Here is an 18,566-nt window from a genome sequence, read left to right as displayed (position 1 = left end):
ATCGCCGTAATGGCAGCGTTACGGCCACGGAACGGGGCGCGGAGAGGATGGCTCACCGCGCCCCTGCCGCCGGTCTCCCGATCGGCGGCGGGGGCGACCCGTTCGCGCGGCAGAATGCTCGGAACCGATCGGGTACCTGAAAAGACCCGGTCGGGTCCGGGCTCTATTTAAAGCAGGGGCGCTACGCGCGTAGAGCGGCCCCTTTCCCGAGGAGAGTGCGCCATCGACGCGACCAGCAGCCCTCCGCTCACCGCTCAGTCGACGATCGCGGTGGAGCTCGCGGGCATCACGAAACGCTTCCCGGGTGTCGTCGCCAACCACGACATCCACCTCACCGTCCGCAAGGGCACCGTCCACGCGCTCGTCGGCGAGAACGGCGCCGGCAAGTCGACCCTGATGAAGATCCTCTACGGCATGCAGAAGCCGGACGAGGGCACCATCACCGTCGACGGCGAGCAGGTCACCTTCTCCAGCCCCGCCGACGCCATCGCCCGCGGCATCGGCATGGTCCACCAGCACTTCATGCTGGCCGACAACCTCACCGTGCTGGAGAACGTCGTGCTGGGCAGCGAGAAGCTGTACGGCATCGGCGGCTCCGCCCGCAAGAAGATCAAGGAGATCTCCGACCGGTACGGCCTCGGCGTACGCCCCGACGTCCTGGTCGAGGACCTCGGCGTCGCCGACCGCCAGCGCGTGGAGATCCTCAAGGTCCTCTACCGCGGCGCGCAGACCCTGATCCTCGACGAGCCGACCGCCGTGCTCGTCCCGCAGGAGGTCGACGCACTCTTCGCCAACCTGCGCGAACTGAAGTCCGAGGGCCTGTCCGTCATCTTCATCTCGCACAAGCTGGGCGAGGTGCTGTCGGTGGCGGACGACATCACCGTCATCCGCCGCGGCACGACGGTCGGCACGGCCGTCCCCGCCGAGACCACCCCGCGCCAGCTCGCCGAGATGATGGTCGGCAGCGAACTGCCCACCCCGGAGACCGCCGAGTCGACCGTCACCGACCGGCCGGTGATCGAGGTCCAGGGCCTCACGGTGTACGCCGCCGGCGCCTCCCTCGGCACCGAGGCGGAGCCCACGTCCGTCGGCACCGCCCTCACCGACGTCTCCGACGCCGGCGCCAAGCGGGTCCTCGACGACGTCACCTTCACCATCCACGCCGGCGAGATCATGGGCATCGCCGGCGTCGAGGGCAACGGCCAGACCGAACTGATCGACGCCCTGATCGGCACCAAGAACGCCGACGCGGGCACGATCCGTTTCCTCGGCGAGGACATCACCGGCTGGGCCACCCGCAAGCGCCGCGAGTCCGGCGTCGGCTACATCCCCGAGGACCGCCACCGCCAGGGCCTGCTCCTGGAGTCCCCGCTGTGGGAGAACCGCATCCTCGGCCACGTCACCGAGAAGCCCAACGCCAAGGGTTTCTGGCTGAACCCCAAGGGCGCCCAGGACGACACCCGCCGCATCGTCGAGGAGTACGACGTCCGCACCCCGGGCATCGACGTCACCGCGGCCTCCCTGTCCGGCGGCAACCAGCAGAAGCTGATCGTCGGCCGCGAGATGAGCCACGACCCCAAGTTCCTGATCGCCGCCCACCCCACCCGCGGCGTGGACGTCGGCGCCCAGGCGCAGATCTGGGACCGCATCCGCGACGCCCGCCGCGAGGGCCTGGCCGTGCTGCTGATCTCCGCCGACCTCGACGAGCTGATCGGCCTGTCGGACACCTTGCGCGTCATCTACGACGGCAGGCTGGTCGCGGACGCCGACCCGGCCACCGTCACGCCGGAGGAACTGGGCTCGGCCATGACGGGTGCCGCCACCGGTCACCTGGAGCACGAAGCGAACGGCGGCGACGGAGCCGCCCCGGAGGACGAGGCCCGATGAAGAAGTTCGACAAGGACCGCGTGCTCGTCGCGGTGGCCGGACCGGTCATCGCGCTGGTCTCCGCGATCCTGCTCACCTCGGTCGTACTGATCGCGTCCGGCCGCAACCCGATCGAGCCGTACCGGCTGATGCTGGAGCAGATCGGCTACTCCGACGTCCAGGTGCTGATCATCAACCAGGCGTCGCTGTACTACATCGCCGCCCTGGCGGTCGCCCTCGGCTTCCGGATGAACCTGTTCAACATCGGTGTGGACGGCCAGTACCGGCTCGGCGCCCTGATGACCGCGCTGGTCGGCGCCCACGTGGCCCTGCCCGCCGCGCTCCAGGTCCCGATGCTGCTGATCGTCGGCGCCCTCACCGGCGCCATGTGGGCCGGCATCGCGGGCGTGCTGAAGGTGACCCGCGGGGTCAGCGAGGTCGTCTCCACGATCATGCTGAACTCGATCGCCACCGCCCTGATCGGCTACCTCACCCTCACCGACAACTTCGGCGTGCTGGTCGGCGACAACAACACCACCGGCATCATGAAGAAGTCCGGCTGGGTGCCCGGCATCGACCTCGGCCCCGACGTCGGCGAGATCTACGGCCTGGTCTTCCTCGCCGTCCTGCTCGGCGTCGCCTACTGGATCGTCCTCAACCGCACCCGCTTCGGCTTCGACCTGCGCGCCACCGGCGCCTCCGAGACCGCCGCCGCGGCCTCCGGCGTCAACGCCAAGCGCATGACGCTCACCGCGATGCTGATCTCCGGCGCCGTCGCCGGCCTCTCCGGCCTGCCGCTGCTGCTCGGCGACGCCCACACCTACGGCCTGACCTTCCCGGCCGGTGTCGGCTTCAACGCCATCGCCATCGCCCTCCTCGGGCGCAACAACCCCGGCGGCATCGCGCTGGCCGCCCTCCTGTGGGCCTTCCTCGACAAGGCGTCCCCGGCGCTCGACTACGCCGTCCCGGTCGCCTACGAGAAGGAGATCGCCACGATCATGCAGGGCGTGATCGTCTTCACGGTCGTCATCTCCTACGAGGCCGTCCGCCAGTGGGGTCTGCGCCGCCAGCAGAAGAGGGTCGGTGCCGAGCTCGCCGCTCAGGCCGCCCACAACACGAAGGAGGTGGCGGCCTGATGTCCACCGCGACCGTCGCCAAGCCCCCGGCGAAGCAGCCCGGCAAGGGCAGCCGCCGTCTCTCGCTCCCGGTGCTCCTGCTGATCATCGCGGGCGTGCTGGTCCTGACCTCGATCGTCCGCATCGTCTCCGGCGCGGACGGCATCACCTCCACCGGCCAGATGTCCACCGCGCTGCGCCTGGCCGTCCCGATCGGCCTGGCCGGTCTCGGCGGTCTGTGGGCGGAGCGCTCCGGTGTGGTCAACATCGGCCTCGAGGGCATGATGATCCTCGGCACCTGGTTCGGCGCCTGGGCCGGCTACCAGTGGGGCCCGTGGACCGGTGTCGTCTTCGGCATCCTCGGCGGCGCCCTCGGCGCGCTGCTGCACGCCATCGCCACCGTCACCTTCAACGTCAACCACATCGTCTCCGGTGTGGCCCTGAACATCCTGGCCCTCGGCGTCACCCGGTACCTGTCGAAGTTCACCTTCGAGGACGCGCCCCAGGGCTCGTCCAAGCAGTCCCCGCCGATCGACTCGCTCGGCACGTTCAGCATCCCCGGCCTGTCCGACGGGCTGCAGACACTGAACGAGAAACACTGGTTCCTGATCTCCGACATCGCCGGCCTGCTCGGCGGCCTGGTCACCAACCTCTCGCCGCTGACCGTCATCGCGGTGGCCCTGGTGCCGGCGACCTGGTGGGTGCTGTGGCGCACCGCGTTCGGCCTGCGGCTGCGCTCCTGCGGCGAGAACCCGGTCGCGGCGGAGTCCCTCGGCGTCAACGTCTACAAGTACAAGTACATCGCGGTGATCATCTCCGGCGGTCTCGCCGGTCTGGGCGGCGCGTTCCTGTCGATCGTCGCGTCCAACGTCTACCTCGACGGCCAGACCGCCGGCCGCGGCTTCATCGGCCTCGCGGCGATGATCTTCGGCAACTGGATGCCGGGCGGCCTCGCCCTCGGCGCGGGCCTGTTCGGCTACACCGACAGCCTCAACCTGCGCGGCGGCACCACCAACGTGCACGCGCTGATCCTGCTGCTGGCGATCCTGCTGGTCTTCGGCGCGGCGTACCTGCTGTGGCGCAAGCGCCTGGTGAGCGGTGTCATCACGCTGGTCATCTCGGCGCTGATGTTCCTCTGGTACAGCAGCACCGACGAGGTGCCGCGCCAGCTGGTGACGGCCACGCCGTACATCGTCACCCTGCTCGTGCTGTCCCTCTCCGCCCAGCGGCTGCGCATGCCGAAGGCGGACGGACTGCCGTACCGCAAGGGACAGGGCAAGTGACCCCGCCCGCCGCAGCCGGCACCGGCGTCGACTGGGAGGCGCTGCGCGCGGTGGCCCGCGAGGCCATGACCCGCGCGTACGCCCCCTACTCCGGCTACCCGGTCGGGGTGGCCGCCCTGGTCGACGACGGCCGCACGGTCTCCGGCTGCAACGTCGAGAACGCCTCCTACGGCATCGGCCTGTGCGCCGAGTGCGGGCTGGTCTCCGAGCTGGCCCGCACCGGCGGCGGGCGGCTGACGCACTTCACGTGCGTGGACGGCCGCGGGGACATCCTCGTGCCGTGCGGCCGCTGCCGGCAGCTGCTCTACGAGTTCGGCGGCCCCGACCTGCTGCTGGAGACCCCGGCGGGCATCCTGCCGCTCTCCCAGATGCTGCCCCAGGCCTTCGGCCCGGACCATCTCGGCAAGTAACTCCGCGCGGCCCCTCTGAGTCGGCTCAGAGGGGCCGCGTATTTCCTGAACGTCTCGGAAGGAACGCCATGGCCATGGACGCCATCTCCGTCATCCGCACCAAGCGCGACCGCGGTGAGCTCAGCGACGAGCAGATCGACTGGGTCATCGACGCGTACACGCGCGGCGAGGTCGCCGACGAGCAGATGTCCGCGCTCGCGATGGCCATCCTGCTCAACGGCATGGACCGCCGGGAGATCGCCCGCTGGACGGCCGCGATGATCGCCTCCGGCGAGCGCATGGACTTCTCCTCCCTCAGCCGCCCGACCGCCGACAAGCACTCCACGGGCGGCGTCGGCGACAAGATCACGCTGCCCCTGGCCCCGCTGGTCGCCGCCTGCGGCGCGGCCGTGCCGCAGCTGTCCGGCCGCGGCCTGGGCCACACCGGCGGCACCCTGGACAAGCTGGAGTCCATCCCGGGCTGGCGGGCGCTGCTGTCCAACGAGGAGATGCTGCGGGTCCTGGACGAGGTCGGCGCGGTGATCTGCGCCGCCGGTGACGGCCTCGCGCCCGCCGACAAGAAGCTGTACGCGCTGCGCGACGTGACCGGGACGGTCGAGGCGATCCCGCTGATCGCCTCCTCGATCATGTCGAAGAAGATCGCCGAGGGCACCGGCAGCCTGGTCCTGGACGTCAAGGTCGGCTCGGGCGCCTTCATGAAGACGATCGAGGACGCCCGCGAGCTGGCCACCACGATGGTCGGCCTCGGCACCGACCACGGGGTGAAGACCGTCGCCCTCCTCACGGACATGTCCACCCCACTCGGCCTGACCGCGGGCAACGCCCTGGAGGTCCGCGAGTCCCTGGAGGTCCTGGCGGGCGGCGGCCCCGCGGACGTCGTCGAGCTGACCATCGCCCTGGCCCGCGAGATGCTCGACGCGGCCGGGATCAAGGACGCCGACCCGGGCAAGGCCCTCGCCGACGGGTCCGCGATGGACGTGTGGCGCCGCATGATCGCGGCCCAGGGCGGCGACCCGGACGCGGAGCTGCCGGTGGCCCGCGAGCAGCACGTGATCAAGGCGCCGTCCTCGGGCGTCCTGACCCGCCTCGACGCCTACGACATCGGCGTGGCCGCCTGGCGCCTGGGCGCCGGCCGTGCCCGCAAGGAGGACCCGGTGCAGGCCGGGGCCGGCGTGGAGATGCACGCCAAGCCCGGCGACACGGTGACCGAGGGCCAGCCCCTCCTCACCCTCCACACGGACACCCCCGAGCGCTTCGCGTACGCCCTCCAGGCGATCGAGGGCTCCTACGACGTCGCGGCCCCCGGCACGTCCTTCACCGCGTCGCCGGTGGTGCTGGAACGTATCGCCTGATCAGGGGGTTTCTACTTTCGGGTGAACGGGATCGGTGGACCGCCACCGGTCCCGTTCGGCATGCTGGGATCGGTGCCGCACCGATTGGAGAACCGCCATGAGCGCACTCACCGTCGACCACTCGACGGCCGGCGGCCGCGAGTGGGACGGCCTCGTCCGTATCTGGGAGGAGACGGACGCACCGGAGGGCTGCAAGGTGGAGATCATCGAGGGGATCGTCACCGTGGCACCACCGCCGTCGAATGACCACAACGACATCGCTGACCTCGTTCAGCGCAGTCTGTACGAAGTGATCCCCAAGAGTTGGGGCATTTACCAGACACTGGGTACGGCAGTCCCGTCCCGTGACGGGCTGTACATCCCGGACATCGCCGTCGCGCCGAGGGAAGTACTGCGCGCGCAGAAGAGTCACTACATCGCGGCAGCTGCGGCCGAGCTCGTTGTGGAGATCACGTCGAAGTCGAACGCGAGCAATGACCGGATCAAGAAAGCTGCGGGTTATGCGCAGGCCGGTGTTCCTCTCTACCTCCTCATCGACCACTGGGCTCCCGGTGGACCAACGATCACGCTGTACGGCGAACCGCACGGTGACGTCTACCGCGTCTTGCGCGCCGGCAAGTTCGGCGTCACGATCTCCCTGCCGAAGCCCTTCGACCTCGACCTCGACACCAGCGAGTTTCCGGTCGACTGACCCTCACCCCAGCACCGCCGCCACCGCCACCAGTACCGGTACCGACGCCACCGTCGACAGCAGGATCGACTCGCGGGCCAGGGACTCGGCGACGCGGTAGCGGCTGGCGTAGGTGAAGAGGTTCTGCGCGGCCGGGAGGGCCGAGGTCACCACCACGTCCAGCAGGGGCGCGCCGTGCAGGCCGAAGACGCCCCGCGCCAGGAGCCAGGCGATCAGCGGCTGGCCCACCGACTTCAGGGACACCGACAGCAGGACCGGATGGCGGTCCCGCCCCCGCCCCGGTGCCGCGCTGCCGTACAGGGAGATGCCGAAGGCCAGCAGGGACGCCGGCACCGACATGTTGCCGATCAGCTGGATCGGGTCCATGACCGGTCCGGGCACGGTGAGGCCCGACGCCGACACCAGGACCCCGGCCAGCGAGCCCACCGCGACCGGGTTGCGCAGCGGCGTGAGCAACCGCTGCCACAGCGGGCCCTTCTCGCCCCGCCCCGACAGGTCCAGCACCGCCAGGGCGGCCGGGGTGACCAGGATCAGCTGGAAGAGCATCACCGGCGCCACGAGGGAGGCGTCCCCGAGGACGTACACGGCGATGGGGATGCCGAGGTTGCCGGAGTTGACGTAACCGGCGCACAGCGCGCCGATCGTGGTGCGGCCCACGCCCCACCGGCGCCCCACGCCGACCGCGACGAAGACGCCGACCACGGCCGCCGTGCTCAGCGCCGTCACCAGCAGCCGGCTGGAGAAGATCACCGACAGGTCGGCCCGAGCCAGCGTGCTGAACAGCAGCGCGGGCGTCGCCACGTGGAAGGCGAGCGCGGTCAGCACGTCCCGGCCCTGCTCGCCCAGGGAGCCGAGCCTGCCGAGCACGTATCCGACCCCGATGACGACCGCGATGACCGCGAACCCGCTCAGCACCCCTTGCACGGGGCCCCCTCGGAGCGCGGAAGGCCGTCGGGTGTCAGCGCGGGTGCTGGTTCGCAGGGCATGGCGCCCACCCTGCGCGGCTTGGCGGAGCGCGGTCAATGTGATCCTCGTCGGCGGCCCCGCCCGCCGCGATGAGTTCCGTCCGTCCGCGCGGTCTACCGCACGTGGACGCCATGACACCGCCCGTACTCGCGCTGGCCGGCCCCGTCACCCGGGAGGAGGTGGCGGGGCTGTGCGACGACGTGCGGGCGCTGCTGGAGGGGACCCGGACCGGCGTCGTCGTCTGCGACGTGGGCGGCCTCGGCCCGCCCGGTCTCGCCGCCGTGGACCTGCTCGCCCGGCTCCAGCTGACCGCCCGCCGCGTCGGCGGGCGGATACGCCTGCGCGATCCCGACCCCGGGCTAGCCGCCCTGCTGGACCTGACCGGCCTCCGGTTCGAGCTGGAGGGGCAGGTCGAACAGCGGGAACCAGCGCTGCACGTCCAGGAAGCAGTGGAACCCGGTGATCCGGCCGTCTGAGATCTCCAGCGCCTGCACCGCCCACGCGGTGAACCCGCCCGTCTTCTCCGGGTCCGGCTTGTAGTGCGCGAACCCCGGCAGGCCGTTGACCTGCACGGGCACCAGACGCGAGTCCGCGCAGGACGCGCCGAGCGTGGTCATGAAGCCGGTGATGTCCGCCGGGCCGGTCAGCCACAGGTCGAACGGCGGCATCGTCATGATCGCGTCCTCGTGCAGCAACGCCGTGAGCGCGGCCATGTCGTAGCCCTCGAAGGCCTGCACATACCGCTCCAGGAGCTTGCGCTGCTCCTCGTCCAGCGGGTCCGACACGGCCGCGTCGGCGCCCCGCTCGGGCTGCTCGGCGAGCGTCGCGCGGGCCCGCTGCAGCGCGCTGTTCACCGACGCCACCGACGTCTCCAGCAGCTCCGCGACCTCGCTCGCCTTCCAGGCCAGCACCTCGCGCAGGATCAGCACCGCGCGCTGCTTCGGCGGCAGCTTCTGCAGCGCCGCCATGAACGCCAGCCGCACCGACTCCTTCGCCACCGCGGCCTCCGCCGGGTCCTCGACCACCGGCAGCACCCGGGCGTCCGGCATCGGCTCCAGCCACGTGTTCTCCGGCCGCGGCGACAGCGCCGCCCGCGCCAGCGGCGTCGACTCCGTCAGATCCATCGGCCGCGCCCGCTTGTTGCCCGCCGTCAGCATGTCCAGGCAGACGTTGGTCGCGATGCGGTACAGCCACGAGCGCAGCGAGGAACGGCCCTCGAACTTGTCGTAGCTGCGCCAGGCGCGGACCATCGTGTCCTGCACCGCGTCCTCGGCCTCGAAGGAGGAGCCGAGCATGCGGTAGCAGTACCCCGTCAGCTCGACCCGGTGCTTCTCCAGCCTGACGTCCAGATCCGCCGTCGCCGTACCGTCACCCATCGTCCACCCACCCCTGTGGCCGTGTCGATGCCCGGCCGCATCGTCGCGACCGGACACTTCGGAAGCTACCGCAGCCCACTGACAACGGCCTCCGGAGTGGACGAAAAGGCAGGTCAGGAGGCGGGGGCGATCAGTGCGCCGGCACCGGCTCCCGGCGCGCGGCCACCCGGGCCGCCCGGGTGCCGAGCAGGGTGATCGCCACGACGCCGAGCACCGCCAGCAGGCCCACGCCCACCGTCCCGGCCCAGCCGCCCGAGTGGAAGGCCAGCGCGCCGACCGTGCTGCCGACGCTGGAGCCGATGTAGTACGCCGACTGGTACAGCGCCGACGCCTGCGCCCGCCCGTGCGCGGCCGTCTTGCTGACCGCCGAGGACGCCACCGCGTGCCCCGCGAAGAAGCCCGCCGTGATCAGCACCAGACCCAGCAGCACCAGCGGCAGCGAGCCGATCAGCGACAGCAGCAGCCCCGCCGCCGTCGTGCCGCCCGCCAGGTACAGCGCTCCGCGCCGGCCCAGCCGCCCGACCAGCCGGCCCGCCGTCGACGCCGACACCGTCCCCACCAGGTACACCAGGAAGATCGACCCGACGATGCCCTGCGGCAGCGAGAACGGCGCCCCGGTCAGCCGGTACCCGATCACCGTGTACACCCCGCCGAAGACCGTCATGAACAGCGCGCCGATCGCGTACAGCCGCCGCAGCAGCGGGTTCGCCAGATGGTCGCGGACCGTGCGGGCCAGCACCCGCGGCCTGAGCGACCCCGGCGTGAAGTGCCGCGGCGCCGGCAGCAGCAGCCGGAACGCGACCGCGCACGCCACCGCGATCACCCCGACCACGGCCACCGCGACCCGCCAGCCCCACTCCTGCGCGACCCAGCCGGTGATCACCCGGCCGCTCATCCCGCCGACGCTGTTGCCCGCCACGAACAGCCCGATCGCGGTGACCAGCGCCCGCGGCGAGACCTCCTCCGCGAGATACGCCTGCGCCGAGGCCGGCAGCCCGGCCAGCGCCGCGCCCTGCAGCGCCCGCAGCACCACCAGCACCCCGAGCGAGGGGGCGAACGGCACCAGCAGCCCCACGGTCACCGCCACCGCCAGCGAACCGGTCATCACCGTACGGCGGCCGTAGCGCTCCGACAGGGCGCTCATCGGCAGCACGAACAGCGCCAGACCGCCGGTCGCCGCCGCCACCGTCCAGCTCGCCTCGCTCGCCGCGACCCCGAAGTCCCCGGAGATCAGCGGCAGCAGGGCCTGCGTGGAGTACAGCAGCGCGAAGGTCGCCACACCCGCGAGGAAGAGGGCGAGGCTCATCCGGCGGTAACCCGGGCCGCCCGGGACCATGCGGGAGTCGGAGGCCGGGGAGGGAGCAGGGACACGAGCAGCGGCGCCCACGGTGGTGGACGCCCCGGTACTGGCGGGAGTCATGCCACGACCGTAAGGAGGCCGCCACTCATCCGTCCAATGCATGGAATCGCCATAATCGTTCCCATGCCGCATCAGCAGAGGTCACAGCCCCGACTGTCACCGTCCGGTGACACAGAAGACATGGCGCTGACGCTTGCGCCCCGCCTGGCGTACTTCGCCGCGGTCGCCCGCACCGAGCACGTCACCCGCGCCTCCCACGAGCTGAACGTCCCCCAGTCCACCCTCTCCCGCGCGATGGCCCGCCTGGAGGAGGACCTCGGGGTGCAGCTGTTCGCCCGCCACGGCCGCACCGTCTCCCTCACCCCGGCCGGCCGCACCTTCCTCACCTCCGCCGACCGCGCCCTCGCCGAGATCCGCCGCGCCGCCGAGGAGGTCCGCGCCGACGCCGACCCGGCCACCGGCAAGGTCGCCTTCGGCTTCCTGCACACCATGGGCGCCGAGACCGTGCCCGGCCTCATCCACGCCTTCCGCGCCGACCATCCCGGCGTCCGCTTCAGCCTCGTCCAGAACTACGGCGAGGCCATGCTGGAACGCCTGCGCGCCGGCGACCTCGACCTCTGCCTGACCTCACCCGTCCCCGACGCCCCCGATCTGGTCGCCCGCCGCCTCGACGAGCAGAAGCTGCGCCTGGTCGTCCCGGCCGACCACCGCCTGGCCTCGCGGCGCCGCATCCGCCTCGCCGAGGCCGCCGACGAGGCCTTCGTGACCCTGGAGCCCGGCTACGGCCTGCGCCGCATCACCGACGACCTGTGCCGCGAGGCCGGCTTCACCCCGAAGGTCGCCTTCGAGGGCGAGGAGGCGGAGACCCTGCGGGGCCTGGTGGCGGCGGGCCTGGGCGTGGCGCTCCTGCCCCCGCCGGCCGTCCCCCGCCCGGGAGTGGTGGAACTGACGGTCACCGCGCCGAGGGCGGCCCGGGAGATCGGCGTCGCCTGGCTCAACGGCCACCCGGACACGCCGCCGGTGGCCGCGTTCAAGAAGTTCCTGCTGTCGCGGAGGGGAAGTCTCCTGCCCTGAAGGCACGCCGGGGCGCCACCACCGCGGCCCGCACCGCCACCGCCCTACCGCCGTAACGGCCCGCACCGCCACCGCCCTACCGCCGTAACGTCCGCCCGAACCCGGAGGCCAGCGGCATGCGCAGCCCGAGCGGCGGCGGAGCCTCCAGCGCGTCGCGCACCGGCCGCGAGAACGCCCACCCGAACACCGCGCCCATCACGAAGTCCGAGGCCAGCGCCAGCACCTCGTCCCGGTAGGCCCGCAGCCCGTGCCCGTCCCCGTGCACCTCGAACCGGCACACCTCCCGGTTCGACTTCTTCGCCCGCGCCGCCAGCCGGAACGACAACTCCGGGTCCGTGCGCTGGTCGTTGGTGCCGTGCACGATCAGCACCCGGCGGCCGGCGAGCTGTTTCACCGGTTCGGGTGGCGCCGCCACGTCGTCCTCGGGCAGGCAAGGCGCCAGCGCCAGCACCGAGTTCACCGCCTCGTGGCCGGCGGCCCGCAGCGCGGCCCGCCCGCCCATGCCGACACCGGTGAGGCAGACGGGGACGTCGCCGTAGCGCCGTACGGCCTCCTCCGCGGCCCAGGCGGCGTCCTGGGCGGGATGGGCGTCGCTGCCGTTCCAGCCGCGGTAGCGGTAGTGCACCACGTGCACGGCCAGCCCCTCACCGCGGCCCGTGCGCGCCAGGGTGCGCCCCAACGCCCGCACGGAGGCCGCCGCCAGCGTCGGCGAGGGCTTGCGGGAGGAGACCTCGTCACCGCCGGGGAGCAGCAGGACCACGCCGCTCACCGCCGTCGGTTCCGGACCAAGTGCCCGCCCCAGCCGGGCCGTGCGGACCGGCGTCGCTTGCTGTCCCATGACAGAACAGTGTCAGAAGCGAGGGTGTACGCCACCCGTCCGTGCGGTCACCGTTACATATCGGCGGCGATGTACACCAGGCCGTCTACGCGCGTAGGAGGTAGAGTGCGGAAATGACGAGCCAGACCATCCAAAAGGGCAGCATTCCGACGCCGGACCAGATCCGCCGGGCGCCCAAGGTTCTGCTGCACGACCATCTCGACGGCGGTCTGCGTCCGGCCACCGTCGTCGAACTCGCCCGGGAAAGCGGCTACTCCCAGCTCCCGGAGACCGATCCCGGCAAGCTCGGCCTGTGGTTCCGCGAGGCGGCCGACTCCGGCTCGCTGGAGCGCTACCTGGAGACCTTCTCGCACACCGTCGGCGTGATGCAGACCCGCGAGGCCCTGGTGCGGGTCGCCCGCGAGTGCGCCGAGGACCTCGCCGAGGACGGCGTCGTCTACGCCGAGGTGCGCTACGCCCCCGAGCAGCACCTGGAGGGCGGGCTGACGCTGGAGGAGGTCGTCGAGGCCGTCAACGAGGGCTTCCGGGAAGGCGAGCGCCTCGCCCGCGAGAACGGCCGGCGCATCCGCGTCGGCGCCCTGCTCACGGCGATGCGGCACGCGGCGCGCGCCCTGGAGATCGCCGAACTCGCCAACCGCTACCGGGACTCGGGTGTCGTCGGCTTCGACATCGCGGGTGCGGAGGCCGGTTACCCGCCCACCCGGCACCTGGACGCCTTCGAGTACCTCAAGCGGGAGAACAACCACTTCACCATCCACGCCGGCGAGGCGTTCGGACTGCCGTCCATCTGGCAGGCGTTGCAGTGGTGCGGCGCGGACCGGCTCGGGCACGGGGTGCGGATCATCGACGACATCCAGGTGGCGCAGGACGGCACGGTCACGCTCGGCCGGCTCGCCTCCTACGTCCGCGACAAGCGCATCCCGCTGGAGCTGTGCCCCAGTTCCAACCTCCAGACGGGGGCCGCGTCCTCGTACGCCGAACACCCCATCGGGCTGCTGCGGCGGCTCCACTTCCGGGCGACCGTCAACACGGACAACCGCCTGATGTCGCACACGAGCATGAGCCGGGAGTTCGAGCACCTGGTCGAGGCGTTCGGTTACACGCTCGACGACCTGCAGTGGTTCTCCGTCAATGCGATGAAATCAGCGTTCATTCCTTTCGATGAACGACTGGCCATGATCAATGACGTGATCAAGCCCGGATATGCAGAACTGAAATCCGAATGGCTGTTTCAGCAGACCGCCTCGACCAGCGGTTCTGTGTCCTCGGAGGACTGAGGCCGGGCGGGACCGGCACGGAAATGCGGACGGGCGTTCACAATCCGTCCGCATTTCGATGTTTGCGGCCGGTGGCGCCCCGTGTTTACGGTCGTGGACCGCTCAATCCCCGTCTCCATTCGAGGACGCATTTTCATGAAGCAGTCTGCTGCCAAGACCCTCGGTGTCGCCGCCCTCGGTGCCGCCTTCGCCGCCGCGGGCGCCGGCGCCGCGAACGCCGCCCCCGCCCTCCCGGACGCCACCCAGGCGCTGGGCGGGGTGACCTCGACGCTGCCGGCGCAGAACGTCGCCTCGGCGCTGCCGGGCGCCGGCCAGGCGCTGGGCCAGGGCCAGGGCGCGGCCGGTGCGGGCCTGGCCGCCGCGCAGCCGGCCATCGGCAAGGTGCTCGCCGACGGGCCCGCGAAGCCCATCACCGGGCTGCTCGGCGGACTGCCGGTGCAGGGCCTCGGCTCCAGCGGCCTGAACGGGATCCCGCTGGGCTGACCTCGCGGCACCCGCGAGACGCCTGACACGCGCGACGGGGCGCACCCCTGCCCAGGGGTGCGCCCCGCCGTCGTGTCCGTGGCCCACGGGCCGGTCGGTTCACCAGGCGGTGCGGGCCTTGTCCTCCGCCGGGAGCAGGATCCACAGCGCGATGTACAGCAGGAACTGCGGCCCCGGCAGCAGACACGACAGCAGGAAGATCACCCGCATCGTGGTCGCGGAGGTCCCGAAGCGCCGGGCCAGTCCGGCGCACACGCCGGCGATCACACGGCCATCGGTGGGGCGGGTCAGGGCGGTCATGGTCGGCTCCTTCGCGAGCGGTGGTCGTAAGGCCGCCCGAGCGGCTGCCTCGACTGACCTCCACGCTACGGGGACGAAGGGGGCGCAACGTCGCTCCACGGGGCGATCCCGACCCTGGGAATCGTCGGGGTACGACCCTGACCCGGCTCCTGCGCGGGCAGGAGCGCAATCCGCGACCTGCGCCGCAGCCAGGCGCGGCCGGCGGGGACGACCAGCAGGTGCGCCAGCGCCACGCCGGTGGTGTTCAGCAGCAGCGCGTCCACGTCCGTGACCTGCCCCGGCACGCCCGTCTGCAGCAGCTCGACGCCGAGCGAGAGCAGGGCCGCCGCGGCCGTCGTGCGCAGCAGGGAACCGAGCGGGGAGGCGTCGAGCCGGCCGTGCGCCAGCGGCAGCAGGACGCCGAGCGGCGCGAACAGCGCCAGGCCGGTGCCGATACGGCGTGCCGCCACGGCGGGGCCCAGCGTGAGGTCGTAACGGATCCCGGCGAACGGGCGCAGGTTCGCCGGCATCACCCAGGGGACGTCCAGCGGCCGCAGCGTGAACCAGGCGACGAACGCGAGGTGTGCGACGAGGAGGAGACCTCCTGCCACCCGGACGCGAGACGCGGCGCTGCCGCCGATGGAGCCTTGACGCTGCACGCCCCCCAAGACGCACCCCACGGCAGGATCGGTTCCGCACCCCACCGCGGCCTACTGAGGCGTCGCCCACACCCGGCAGACCACCAGCCGACCGGGGCCGTGCGTCCGCGCTGTCCGCGGCCGCGCGCCGCCGGGCGGCAAGCGGAGCGTTCGTCCGCCCCACCCGCGGGACGCGGGTCGGCGGGCCCGGGGCGTTCGTCCGTCAGCCTCACCCGCGGGCATGCGTGCCGCCTGGGGCGGCACGGGTGGGCGCGGGCGGCACCCCGCACCGCCGGGCTGCGATCCCCACGGCATTCACGACGACCCCGGGTCACCAGGCAACCGGCGCACTGCGCACCCGGCGTTGCCGTCACCGCCGGGGTCGCGCAGCCCGGCGTGACGGGGTGCCGCTGCGCCCACCCGTGCCGCCCCAGCGGCACGACTGCCCGCAGCTACGCGGGGTGGGCGCCGCCCGCAGCGGCACGACTGCCCGCGGCTACGCGGGGTGGGCGCCGCCCGCAGCGGCACGACTGCCCGCAGCTACGCGGGGTGGGCGCCGCCCCCAGCGGCACGGCTGCGGCGGGGGCGTCGGTGTCGGTCAGGTGCCCGTGACCTCCGTCGACGGGGGTTCCTTCGTGCCGGGGCGGGTGCGGACCGCGTTGGTGCAGGCGTAGCGGCGCAGCGGCTCGCCCGAGGGGCCGCCGAGGATGACCGAGCCGTCGCCCTCGGCCGCCGCCGAGTCGGAGAAGGTGCACACGATCTGCGCGAGGGCGTACGACGTGAGGGCGCTCGGCGCGGTGCTCAGCCGCAACGCGTCCTCGGGGTCGTGCGCCCCGGGCCCGGAGACGGTCATGCCGCCCCGCACGTCGGTGGAGTACCCGGCCTCCCGCTCCGCCGCCGACGGCGTCTCGGCGAGCTGGTCGAGCAGCCCCTGCGCCACCAGCACCCGCCGCTTGGAGTCGGCCGCGCCCTCCGGCACCCGCACCACCCGGTCCACCGCGACCAGCGAGGACCCGCACAGCAGGAACACCTGCACCGGCACGCCCCGCGAGGTCTGCGTGGACAGTTCCGGCTCGGACAGCGAGCAGCGCACCCGTGAGGGCGCCGCGCCGAAGTCCGTCGGCACCTCGGTCGCCCGGATCCCGCACCCCGCCGCCAGCACGGCGAGCAGGGGCAGGGCCAGCAGGCGTCGCGCGGCCCTCATCAGCCGTCGCCCTCCTTCTCCCGGTTGGTCTCCCGGCCCTGTTCCTCCTGCCGGGCCAGTTCCGACGCGTCCCGCGGCAGCCGCAGGGTGAACACCGCGCCGCCCTCGGGGGAGTTCGCCGCGGTGATCTGACCGCCGTGGATGTGCGCGTTCTCCTGCGCGATGGACAGCCCCAGCCCGCTGCCCTCCGACCGCGGCCGCGAGGCGCTGGCCTTGTAGAAGCGGTCGAAGACGTGCGGCAGGACCTCCTCGGGGATGCCGGGCCCGTGGTCGCGCACCTGGAGGACGATCTCGCTGTCGGTCTCCCGCACCGACACCCGGACCGGCGATCCGCCGTGCTTGAGCGCGTTGCCGATCAGGTTCGCCAGGATCACGTCCAGCCGGCGCGGGTCGAGCCGCGCGTGGATGCCGCGCTCGGCGTCCAGGTCGACGGCGTCCAGCCAGGCCCGCGCGTCGATGCAGGCGGTGATCTGGTCGGCGATGTCGACGTCGTCCAGCACCAGCCGTGCCGTACCGGCGTCGAAGCGGGTGACCTCCATCAGGTTCTCGACGAGGTCGTTGAGCCGACGCGTCTCGGAGACCACCAGCCGTACCGCCGGGTCGATCATCGGGTCGATGCCCCCGGCCTCCAGCTCCTCCTCCAGCACCTCGGTCACCGCGGTGATCGCCGTCAGCGGGGTGCGCAGTTCGTGCGACATGTCCGCCACGAACCGCCGGGATGCCTCGTCGCGCGCCGCCATGTCCGCGACCCGCTTCTCCAGGGCCTGCGCCGCGTTGTTGAACGTCCGCGACAGATCGGCCAGTTCGTCGGTGCCGGACACCCGCAGCCGCGTGTCCAGCTTGCCCTCGCCCAGGCGCCGCGCGGCCACCCCGAGCCGCTGCACCGGCTTCAGCACGGTCGTCGCGGCGGCCTGCGCGAGCAGGGCCGCGCCGATCAGCGCCAGGCCGGTCGCGATCCCCAGCGACCAGGCCAGCGAGTTGAGGTCCTTCGCCTCCGGCTCCAGCGACTTGAGCATGTACCCGGTCGGCCCGCCGCCGATCACCCGCGTCCCGGCCACCAGATACGGCTTGCCGTCCTCGACGACCCGCTGCCAGTACAGGTGGTACGGCGACTTGTTCGCGGCCGTCACCTTCTGCTCGCGGTCCACCGCCGTACGCAGCGACCGCGGCACCTCCTCCAGCGAGAAGCCGTTCAGGCCGCCGGAGTTGCCGTACACCGTCTTGCCGCTCGCGTCCGTCGCGACCAGCAGCACGGTGAAGCGCTGACTGCTGTTCGCCATCTGCCCGGCGGTGTGCTGCAGCTCGTCCTGGCTCGGGTGCTCCGGCAGCGCGCCCGCCCGGTTCTGCATCTCCTGCTGGAAGTCGCGCAGTACGGCGTCCTGGGCGCGGGTGAGGACGGCCTCCCGGTTCAGCCAGTACGCGATCCCCGACGCCGACACCGCGGCGGTCAGCGCGACCAGCCCGAACACCACCACCAGCCGCAGCCGCAGGCTGGTGAAGCGCAGCCGCGAGAACACTCCCTTGCGATCCGCGGGCTCCGTGCCGCGGGACTCCTCGTGCTGATCGCTCACTGAGGCGGATCCAGGCGGTAGCCGACACCACGCACGGTACGGATGAGCGTCGGGGACGACGGGACGTCCTCGACCTTGGCGCGCAGCCGCTGCACGCACGCGTCCACCAGCCGGGAGTCGCCGAGGTAGTCGTGCTCCCACACCAGCCGCAGCAGCTGCTGCCGCGACAGCGCCTGCCCCGGCCGCCGGCTCAGCTCCAGCAGCAGCCGCAGCTCGGTCGGCGTCAGCTGCAGGTCCTGCCCGTTCTTCGTCACCGTCATCGCCGAGCGGTCGATGACCAGGCTGCCGAAGGTCGCCGAGTCCGTCGACTCCCGCTCCCCGCGGCGCAGCACGGCCCGGATCCGGGCGTCGAGGACGCGGCCCTGCACGGGCTTGACGACATAGTCGTCCGCGCCGGACTCCAGGCCGACCACGACGTCGATGTCGTCGCTGCGCGCGGTCAGCAGGATGATCGGCAGCTGGTCGGTGCGCCGGATGCGCCGGCACACCTCGAAACCGTCGATGCCGGGCAGCATCACGTCCAGCACGATCAGATCCGGCCGCTGCTCGCGCAGCAGCTTCAGACCGTCCTCACCGCTGGCAGCGGTCGCCACCCGGTGACCCTGGCGCGTCAGTGAGAGCTCCAGGGCCGTGCGGATGGCGTCGTCGTCCTCGATCAGCAACAGGGAAGGCACGGGCTCATTCTGGCCCATGGAGCGGGCCTTGTTCACCTGTGGGTTGTGCAGAACCGGCGAGAGCGTCACCCGGAGCCGTGCACGATCTTCGACGCGGGGCGGCCGTACC

At 72.2% G+C, this 18,566-nt stretch carries 19 protein-coding genes; 10 read left to right on the top strand and 9 right to left on the bottom strand.

The annotated features are described in order from the left end of the window. The first annotated feature begins 264 nt into the window (after nt 1–264). The 6 genes from ACF1AL_RS17670 to ACF1AL_RS17645 all read left to right on the top strand — a co-directional run bounded on the left by ACF1AL_RS17670 (nt 265) and on the right by ACF1AL_RS17645 (nt 6,717). The gene (locus ACF1AL_RS17670) at nt 265–1,887 is read left to right on the top strand and encodes an ABC transporter ATP-binding protein (RefSeq protein WP_384208861.1); all 1,623 of its coding nucleotides are present in this window, start codon (nt 265–267) and stop codon (nt 1,885–1,887) included. Further along, nucleotides 1,884–3,002, top strand: a complete 1,119-nt coding sequence (locus tag ACF1AL_RS17665; RefSeq protein WP_366838013.1) for an ABC transporter permease — start codon at nt 1,884–1,886, stop codon at nt 3,000–3,002. The genes ACF1AL_RS17670 and ACF1AL_RS17665 overlap by 4 nt, the downstream gene beginning before the upstream one ends. Further along, nucleotides 3,002–4,264, top strand: coding sequence for an ABC transporter permease (locus tag ACF1AL_RS17660; RefSeq protein WP_366838014.1), 1,263 nt, complete (start codon nt 3,002–3,004; stop codon nt 4,262–4,264). Before ACF1AL_RS17665 ends, ACF1AL_RS17660 begins: the two co-directional genes overlap by 1 nt. Further along, the gene (locus ACF1AL_RS17655) at nt 4,261–4,674 is read left to right on the top strand and encodes a cytidine deaminase (protein ID WP_391703835.1); all 414 of its coding nucleotides are present in this window, start codon (nt 4,261–4,263) and stop codon (nt 4,672–4,674) included. The genes ACF1AL_RS17660 and ACF1AL_RS17655 overlap by 4 nt, the downstream gene beginning before the upstream one ends. A 74-nt stretch (nt 4,675–4,748) precedes the next feature. After that, nucleotides 4,749–6,026: a thymidine phosphorylase gene (locus ACF1AL_RS17650; protein ID WP_391780425.1), complete on the top strand. Its 1,278-nt coding sequence runs from the start codon at nt 4,749–4,751 to the stop codon at nt 6,024–6,026. Nucleotides 6,027–6,123: 97 nt separating this feature from the next. Next, nucleotides 6,124–6,717 carry a Uma2 family endonuclease gene (locus ACF1AL_RS17645; RefSeq protein WP_366838017.1) on the top strand — a complete coding sequence of 198 codons (594 nt, stop codon included), beginning with the start codon at nt 6,124–6,126 and terminating at the stop codon, nt 6,715–6,717. Nucleotides 6,718–6,720: 3 nt separating this feature from the next. Here ACF1AL_RS17645 and ACF1AL_RS17640 read toward each other — a convergent pair whose 3' ends face one another. Continuing rightward, nucleotides 6,721–7,641, bottom strand: a complete 921-nt coding sequence (locus ACF1AL_RS17640; protein WP_391826430.1) for an AEC family transporter — start codon at nt 7,639–7,641, stop codon at nt 6,721–6,723. A 173-nt stretch (nt 7,642–7,814) separates the two neighbouring features. Here ACF1AL_RS17640 and ACF1AL_RS17635 point away from each other — a divergent pair, with 173 nt between their 5' ends. Further along, the gene (locus tag ACF1AL_RS17635) at nt 7,815–8,159 is read left to right on the top strand and encodes an STAS domain-containing protein (protein WP_391826428.1); all 345 of its coding nucleotides are present in this window, start codon (nt 7,815–7,817) and stop codon (nt 8,157–8,159) included. Here the strand turns inward: ACF1AL_RS17635 and ACF1AL_RS17630 are convergent. Next, nucleotides 8,043–9,059, bottom strand: coding sequence for a sigma-70 family RNA polymerase sigma factor (locus ACF1AL_RS17630; RefSeq protein ID WP_386419669.1), 1,017 nt, complete (start codon nt 9,057–9,059; stop codon nt 8,043–8,045). The genes ACF1AL_RS17635 and ACF1AL_RS17630 overlap by 117 nt on opposite strands. A 130-nt stretch (nt 9,060–9,189) precedes the next feature. Beyond that, the gene (locus ACF1AL_RS17625; protein WP_391826426.1) at nt 9,190–10,479 is read right to left on the bottom strand and encodes an MFS transporter; all 1,290 of its coding nucleotides are present in this window, start codon (nt 10,477–10,479) and stop codon (nt 9,190–9,192) included. Nucleotides 10,480–10,542: 63 nt separating this feature from the next. On the opposite strand from ACF1AL_RS17625, the gene ACF1AL_RS17620 reads away from it, so the two are divergent. Continuing rightward, entirely contained in the window at nt 10,543–11,493 is a 951-nt protein-coding gene (locus tag ACF1AL_RS17620; protein WP_366838023.1) for a LysR family transcriptional regulator, read from the top strand. 76 nt (nt 11,494–11,569) lie between these two features. Here the strand turns inward: ACF1AL_RS17620 and ACF1AL_RS17615 are convergent, their stop codons facing one another. Then, entirely contained in the window at nt 11,570–12,331 is a 762-nt protein-coding gene (locus ACF1AL_RS17615; RefSeq protein WP_391826424.1) for an alpha/beta hydrolase family protein, read from the bottom strand. 113 nt (nt 12,332–12,444) lie between these two features. Between ACF1AL_RS17615 and ACF1AL_RS17610 the strand changes: the two genes are divergently transcribed. Together ACF1AL_RS17610 and ACF1AL_RS17605 are read left to right on the top strand one after the other, a co-directional pair. Continuing rightward, the gene (locus ACF1AL_RS17610) at nt 12,445–13,608 is read left to right on the top strand and encodes an adenosine deaminase (RefSeq protein ID WP_391703816.1); all 1,164 of its coding nucleotides are present in this window, start codon (nt 12,445–12,447) and stop codon (nt 13,606–13,608) included. 135 nt (nt 13,609–13,743) lie between these two features. Next, nucleotides 13,744–14,091, top strand: a complete 348-nt coding sequence (locus tag ACF1AL_RS17605) for an ATP-binding protein (RefSeq protein WP_391661630.1) — start codon at nt 13,744–13,746, stop codon at nt 14,089–14,091. A gap of 99 nt (nt 14,092–14,190) precedes the next feature. Here ACF1AL_RS17605 and ACF1AL_RS17600 read toward each other — a convergent pair whose 3' ends face one another. From ACF1AL_RS17600 to afsQ1, 5 genes are all read right to left on the bottom strand, one after another. Then, nucleotides 14,191–14,391, bottom strand: coding sequence for a PspC domain-containing protein (locus tag ACF1AL_RS17600; protein ID WP_391661629.1), 201 nt, complete (start codon nt 14,389–14,391; stop codon nt 14,191–14,193). A gap of 65 nt (nt 14,392–14,456) precedes the next feature. Beyond that, on the bottom strand, nt 14,457–15,029 hold the full coding sequence (locus tag ACF1AL_RS17595; protein WP_366838029.1) for a VanZ family protein: 573 nt from the start codon (nt 15,027–15,029) through the stop codon (nt 14,457–14,459). Between the two features lie 577 nt (nt 15,030–15,606). Beyond that, a complete protein-coding gene (locus ACF1AL_RS17590) occupies nt 15,607–16,212 on the bottom strand; it encodes a hypothetical protein (RefSeq protein ID WP_366842190.1) in 606 nt (201 codons plus the stop codon). Then, nucleotides 16,212–17,783, bottom strand: coding sequence for an ATP-binding protein (locus ACF1AL_RS17585; protein WP_391703813.1), 1,572 nt, complete (start codon nt 17,781–17,783; stop codon nt 16,212–16,214). The genes ACF1AL_RS17590 and ACF1AL_RS17585 overlap by 1 nt, the downstream gene beginning before the upstream one ends. Continuing rightward, nucleotides 17,780–18,457 (bottom strand): two-component system response regulator AfsQ1, encoded by a 678-nt coding sequence (afsQ1, locus tag ACF1AL_RS17580; protein ID WP_366842188.1) that lies wholly within the window; start codon nt 18,455–18,457, stop codon nt 17,780–17,782. The genes ACF1AL_RS17585 and afsQ1 overlap by 4 nt, the downstream gene beginning before the upstream one ends. Nucleotides 18,458–18,566 lie beyond the last annotated feature (109 nt).

This window comes from Streptomyces sp. NPDC014801 (assembly GCF_043082085.1).
In the GTDB taxonomy this organism is placed as follows: domain Bacteria; phylum Actinomycetota; class Actinomycetes; order Streptomycetales; family Streptomycetaceae; genus Streptomyces.
This window is presented reverse-complemented; position numbering and strand designations above follow the sequence as displayed.

Coding starts and splice junctions, on each gene's coding strand:
- ACF1AL_RS17665 (WP_366838013.1), top strand. CDS start 1,884: ATGAAGAAGTTCGACAAGGACCGCGTGCTCGTCGCGGTGGCCGGACCG.
- ACF1AL_RS17660 (WP_366838014.1), top strand. CDS start 3,002: ATGTCCACCGCGACCGTCGCCAAGCCCCCGGCGAAGCAGCCCGGCAAG.
- ACF1AL_RS17650 (WP_391780425.1), top strand. CDS start 4,749: ATGGACGCCATCTCCGTCATCCGCACCAAGCGCGACCGCGGTGAGCTC.
- ACF1AL_RS17645 (WP_366838017.1), top strand. CDS start 6,124: ATGAGCGCACTCACCGTCGACCACTCGACGGCCGGCGGCCGCGAGTGG.
- ACF1AL_RS17635 (WP_391826428.1), top strand. CDS start 7,815: ATGACACCGCCCGTACTCGCGCTGGCCGGCCCCGTCACCCGGGAGGAG.
- ACF1AL_RS17630 (WP_386419669.1), bottom strand. CDS start 9,059: ATGGGTGACGGTACGGCGACGGCGGATCTGGACGTCAGGCTGGAGAAG.
- ACF1AL_RS17625 (WP_391826426.1), bottom strand. CDS start 10,479: ATGACTCCCGCCAGTACCGGGGCGTCCACCACCGTGGGCGCCGCTGCT.
- ACF1AL_RS17620 (WP_366838023.1), top strand. CDS start 10,543: ATGCCGCATCAGCAGAGGTCACAGCCCCGACTGTCACCGTCCGGTGAC.
- ACF1AL_RS17615 (WP_391826424.1), bottom strand. CDS start 12,331: ATGGGACAGCAAGCGACGCCGGTCCGCACGGCCCGGCTGGGGCGGGCA.
- ACF1AL_RS17610 (WP_391703816.1), top strand. CDS start 12,445: ATGACGAGCCAGACCATCCAAAAGGGCAGCATTCCGACGCCGGACCAG.
- ACF1AL_RS17605 (WP_391661630.1), top strand. CDS start 13,744: ATGAAGCAGTCTGCTGCCAAGACCCTCGGTGTCGCCGCCCTCGGTGCC.
- ACF1AL_RS17600 (WP_391661629.1), bottom strand. CDS start 14,391: ATGACCGCCCTGACCCGCCCCACCGATGGCCGTGTGATCGCCGGCGTG.
- ACF1AL_RS17590 (WP_366842190.1), bottom strand. CDS start 16,212: ATGAGGGCCGCGCGACGCCTGCTGGCCCTGCCCCTGCTCGCCGTGCTG.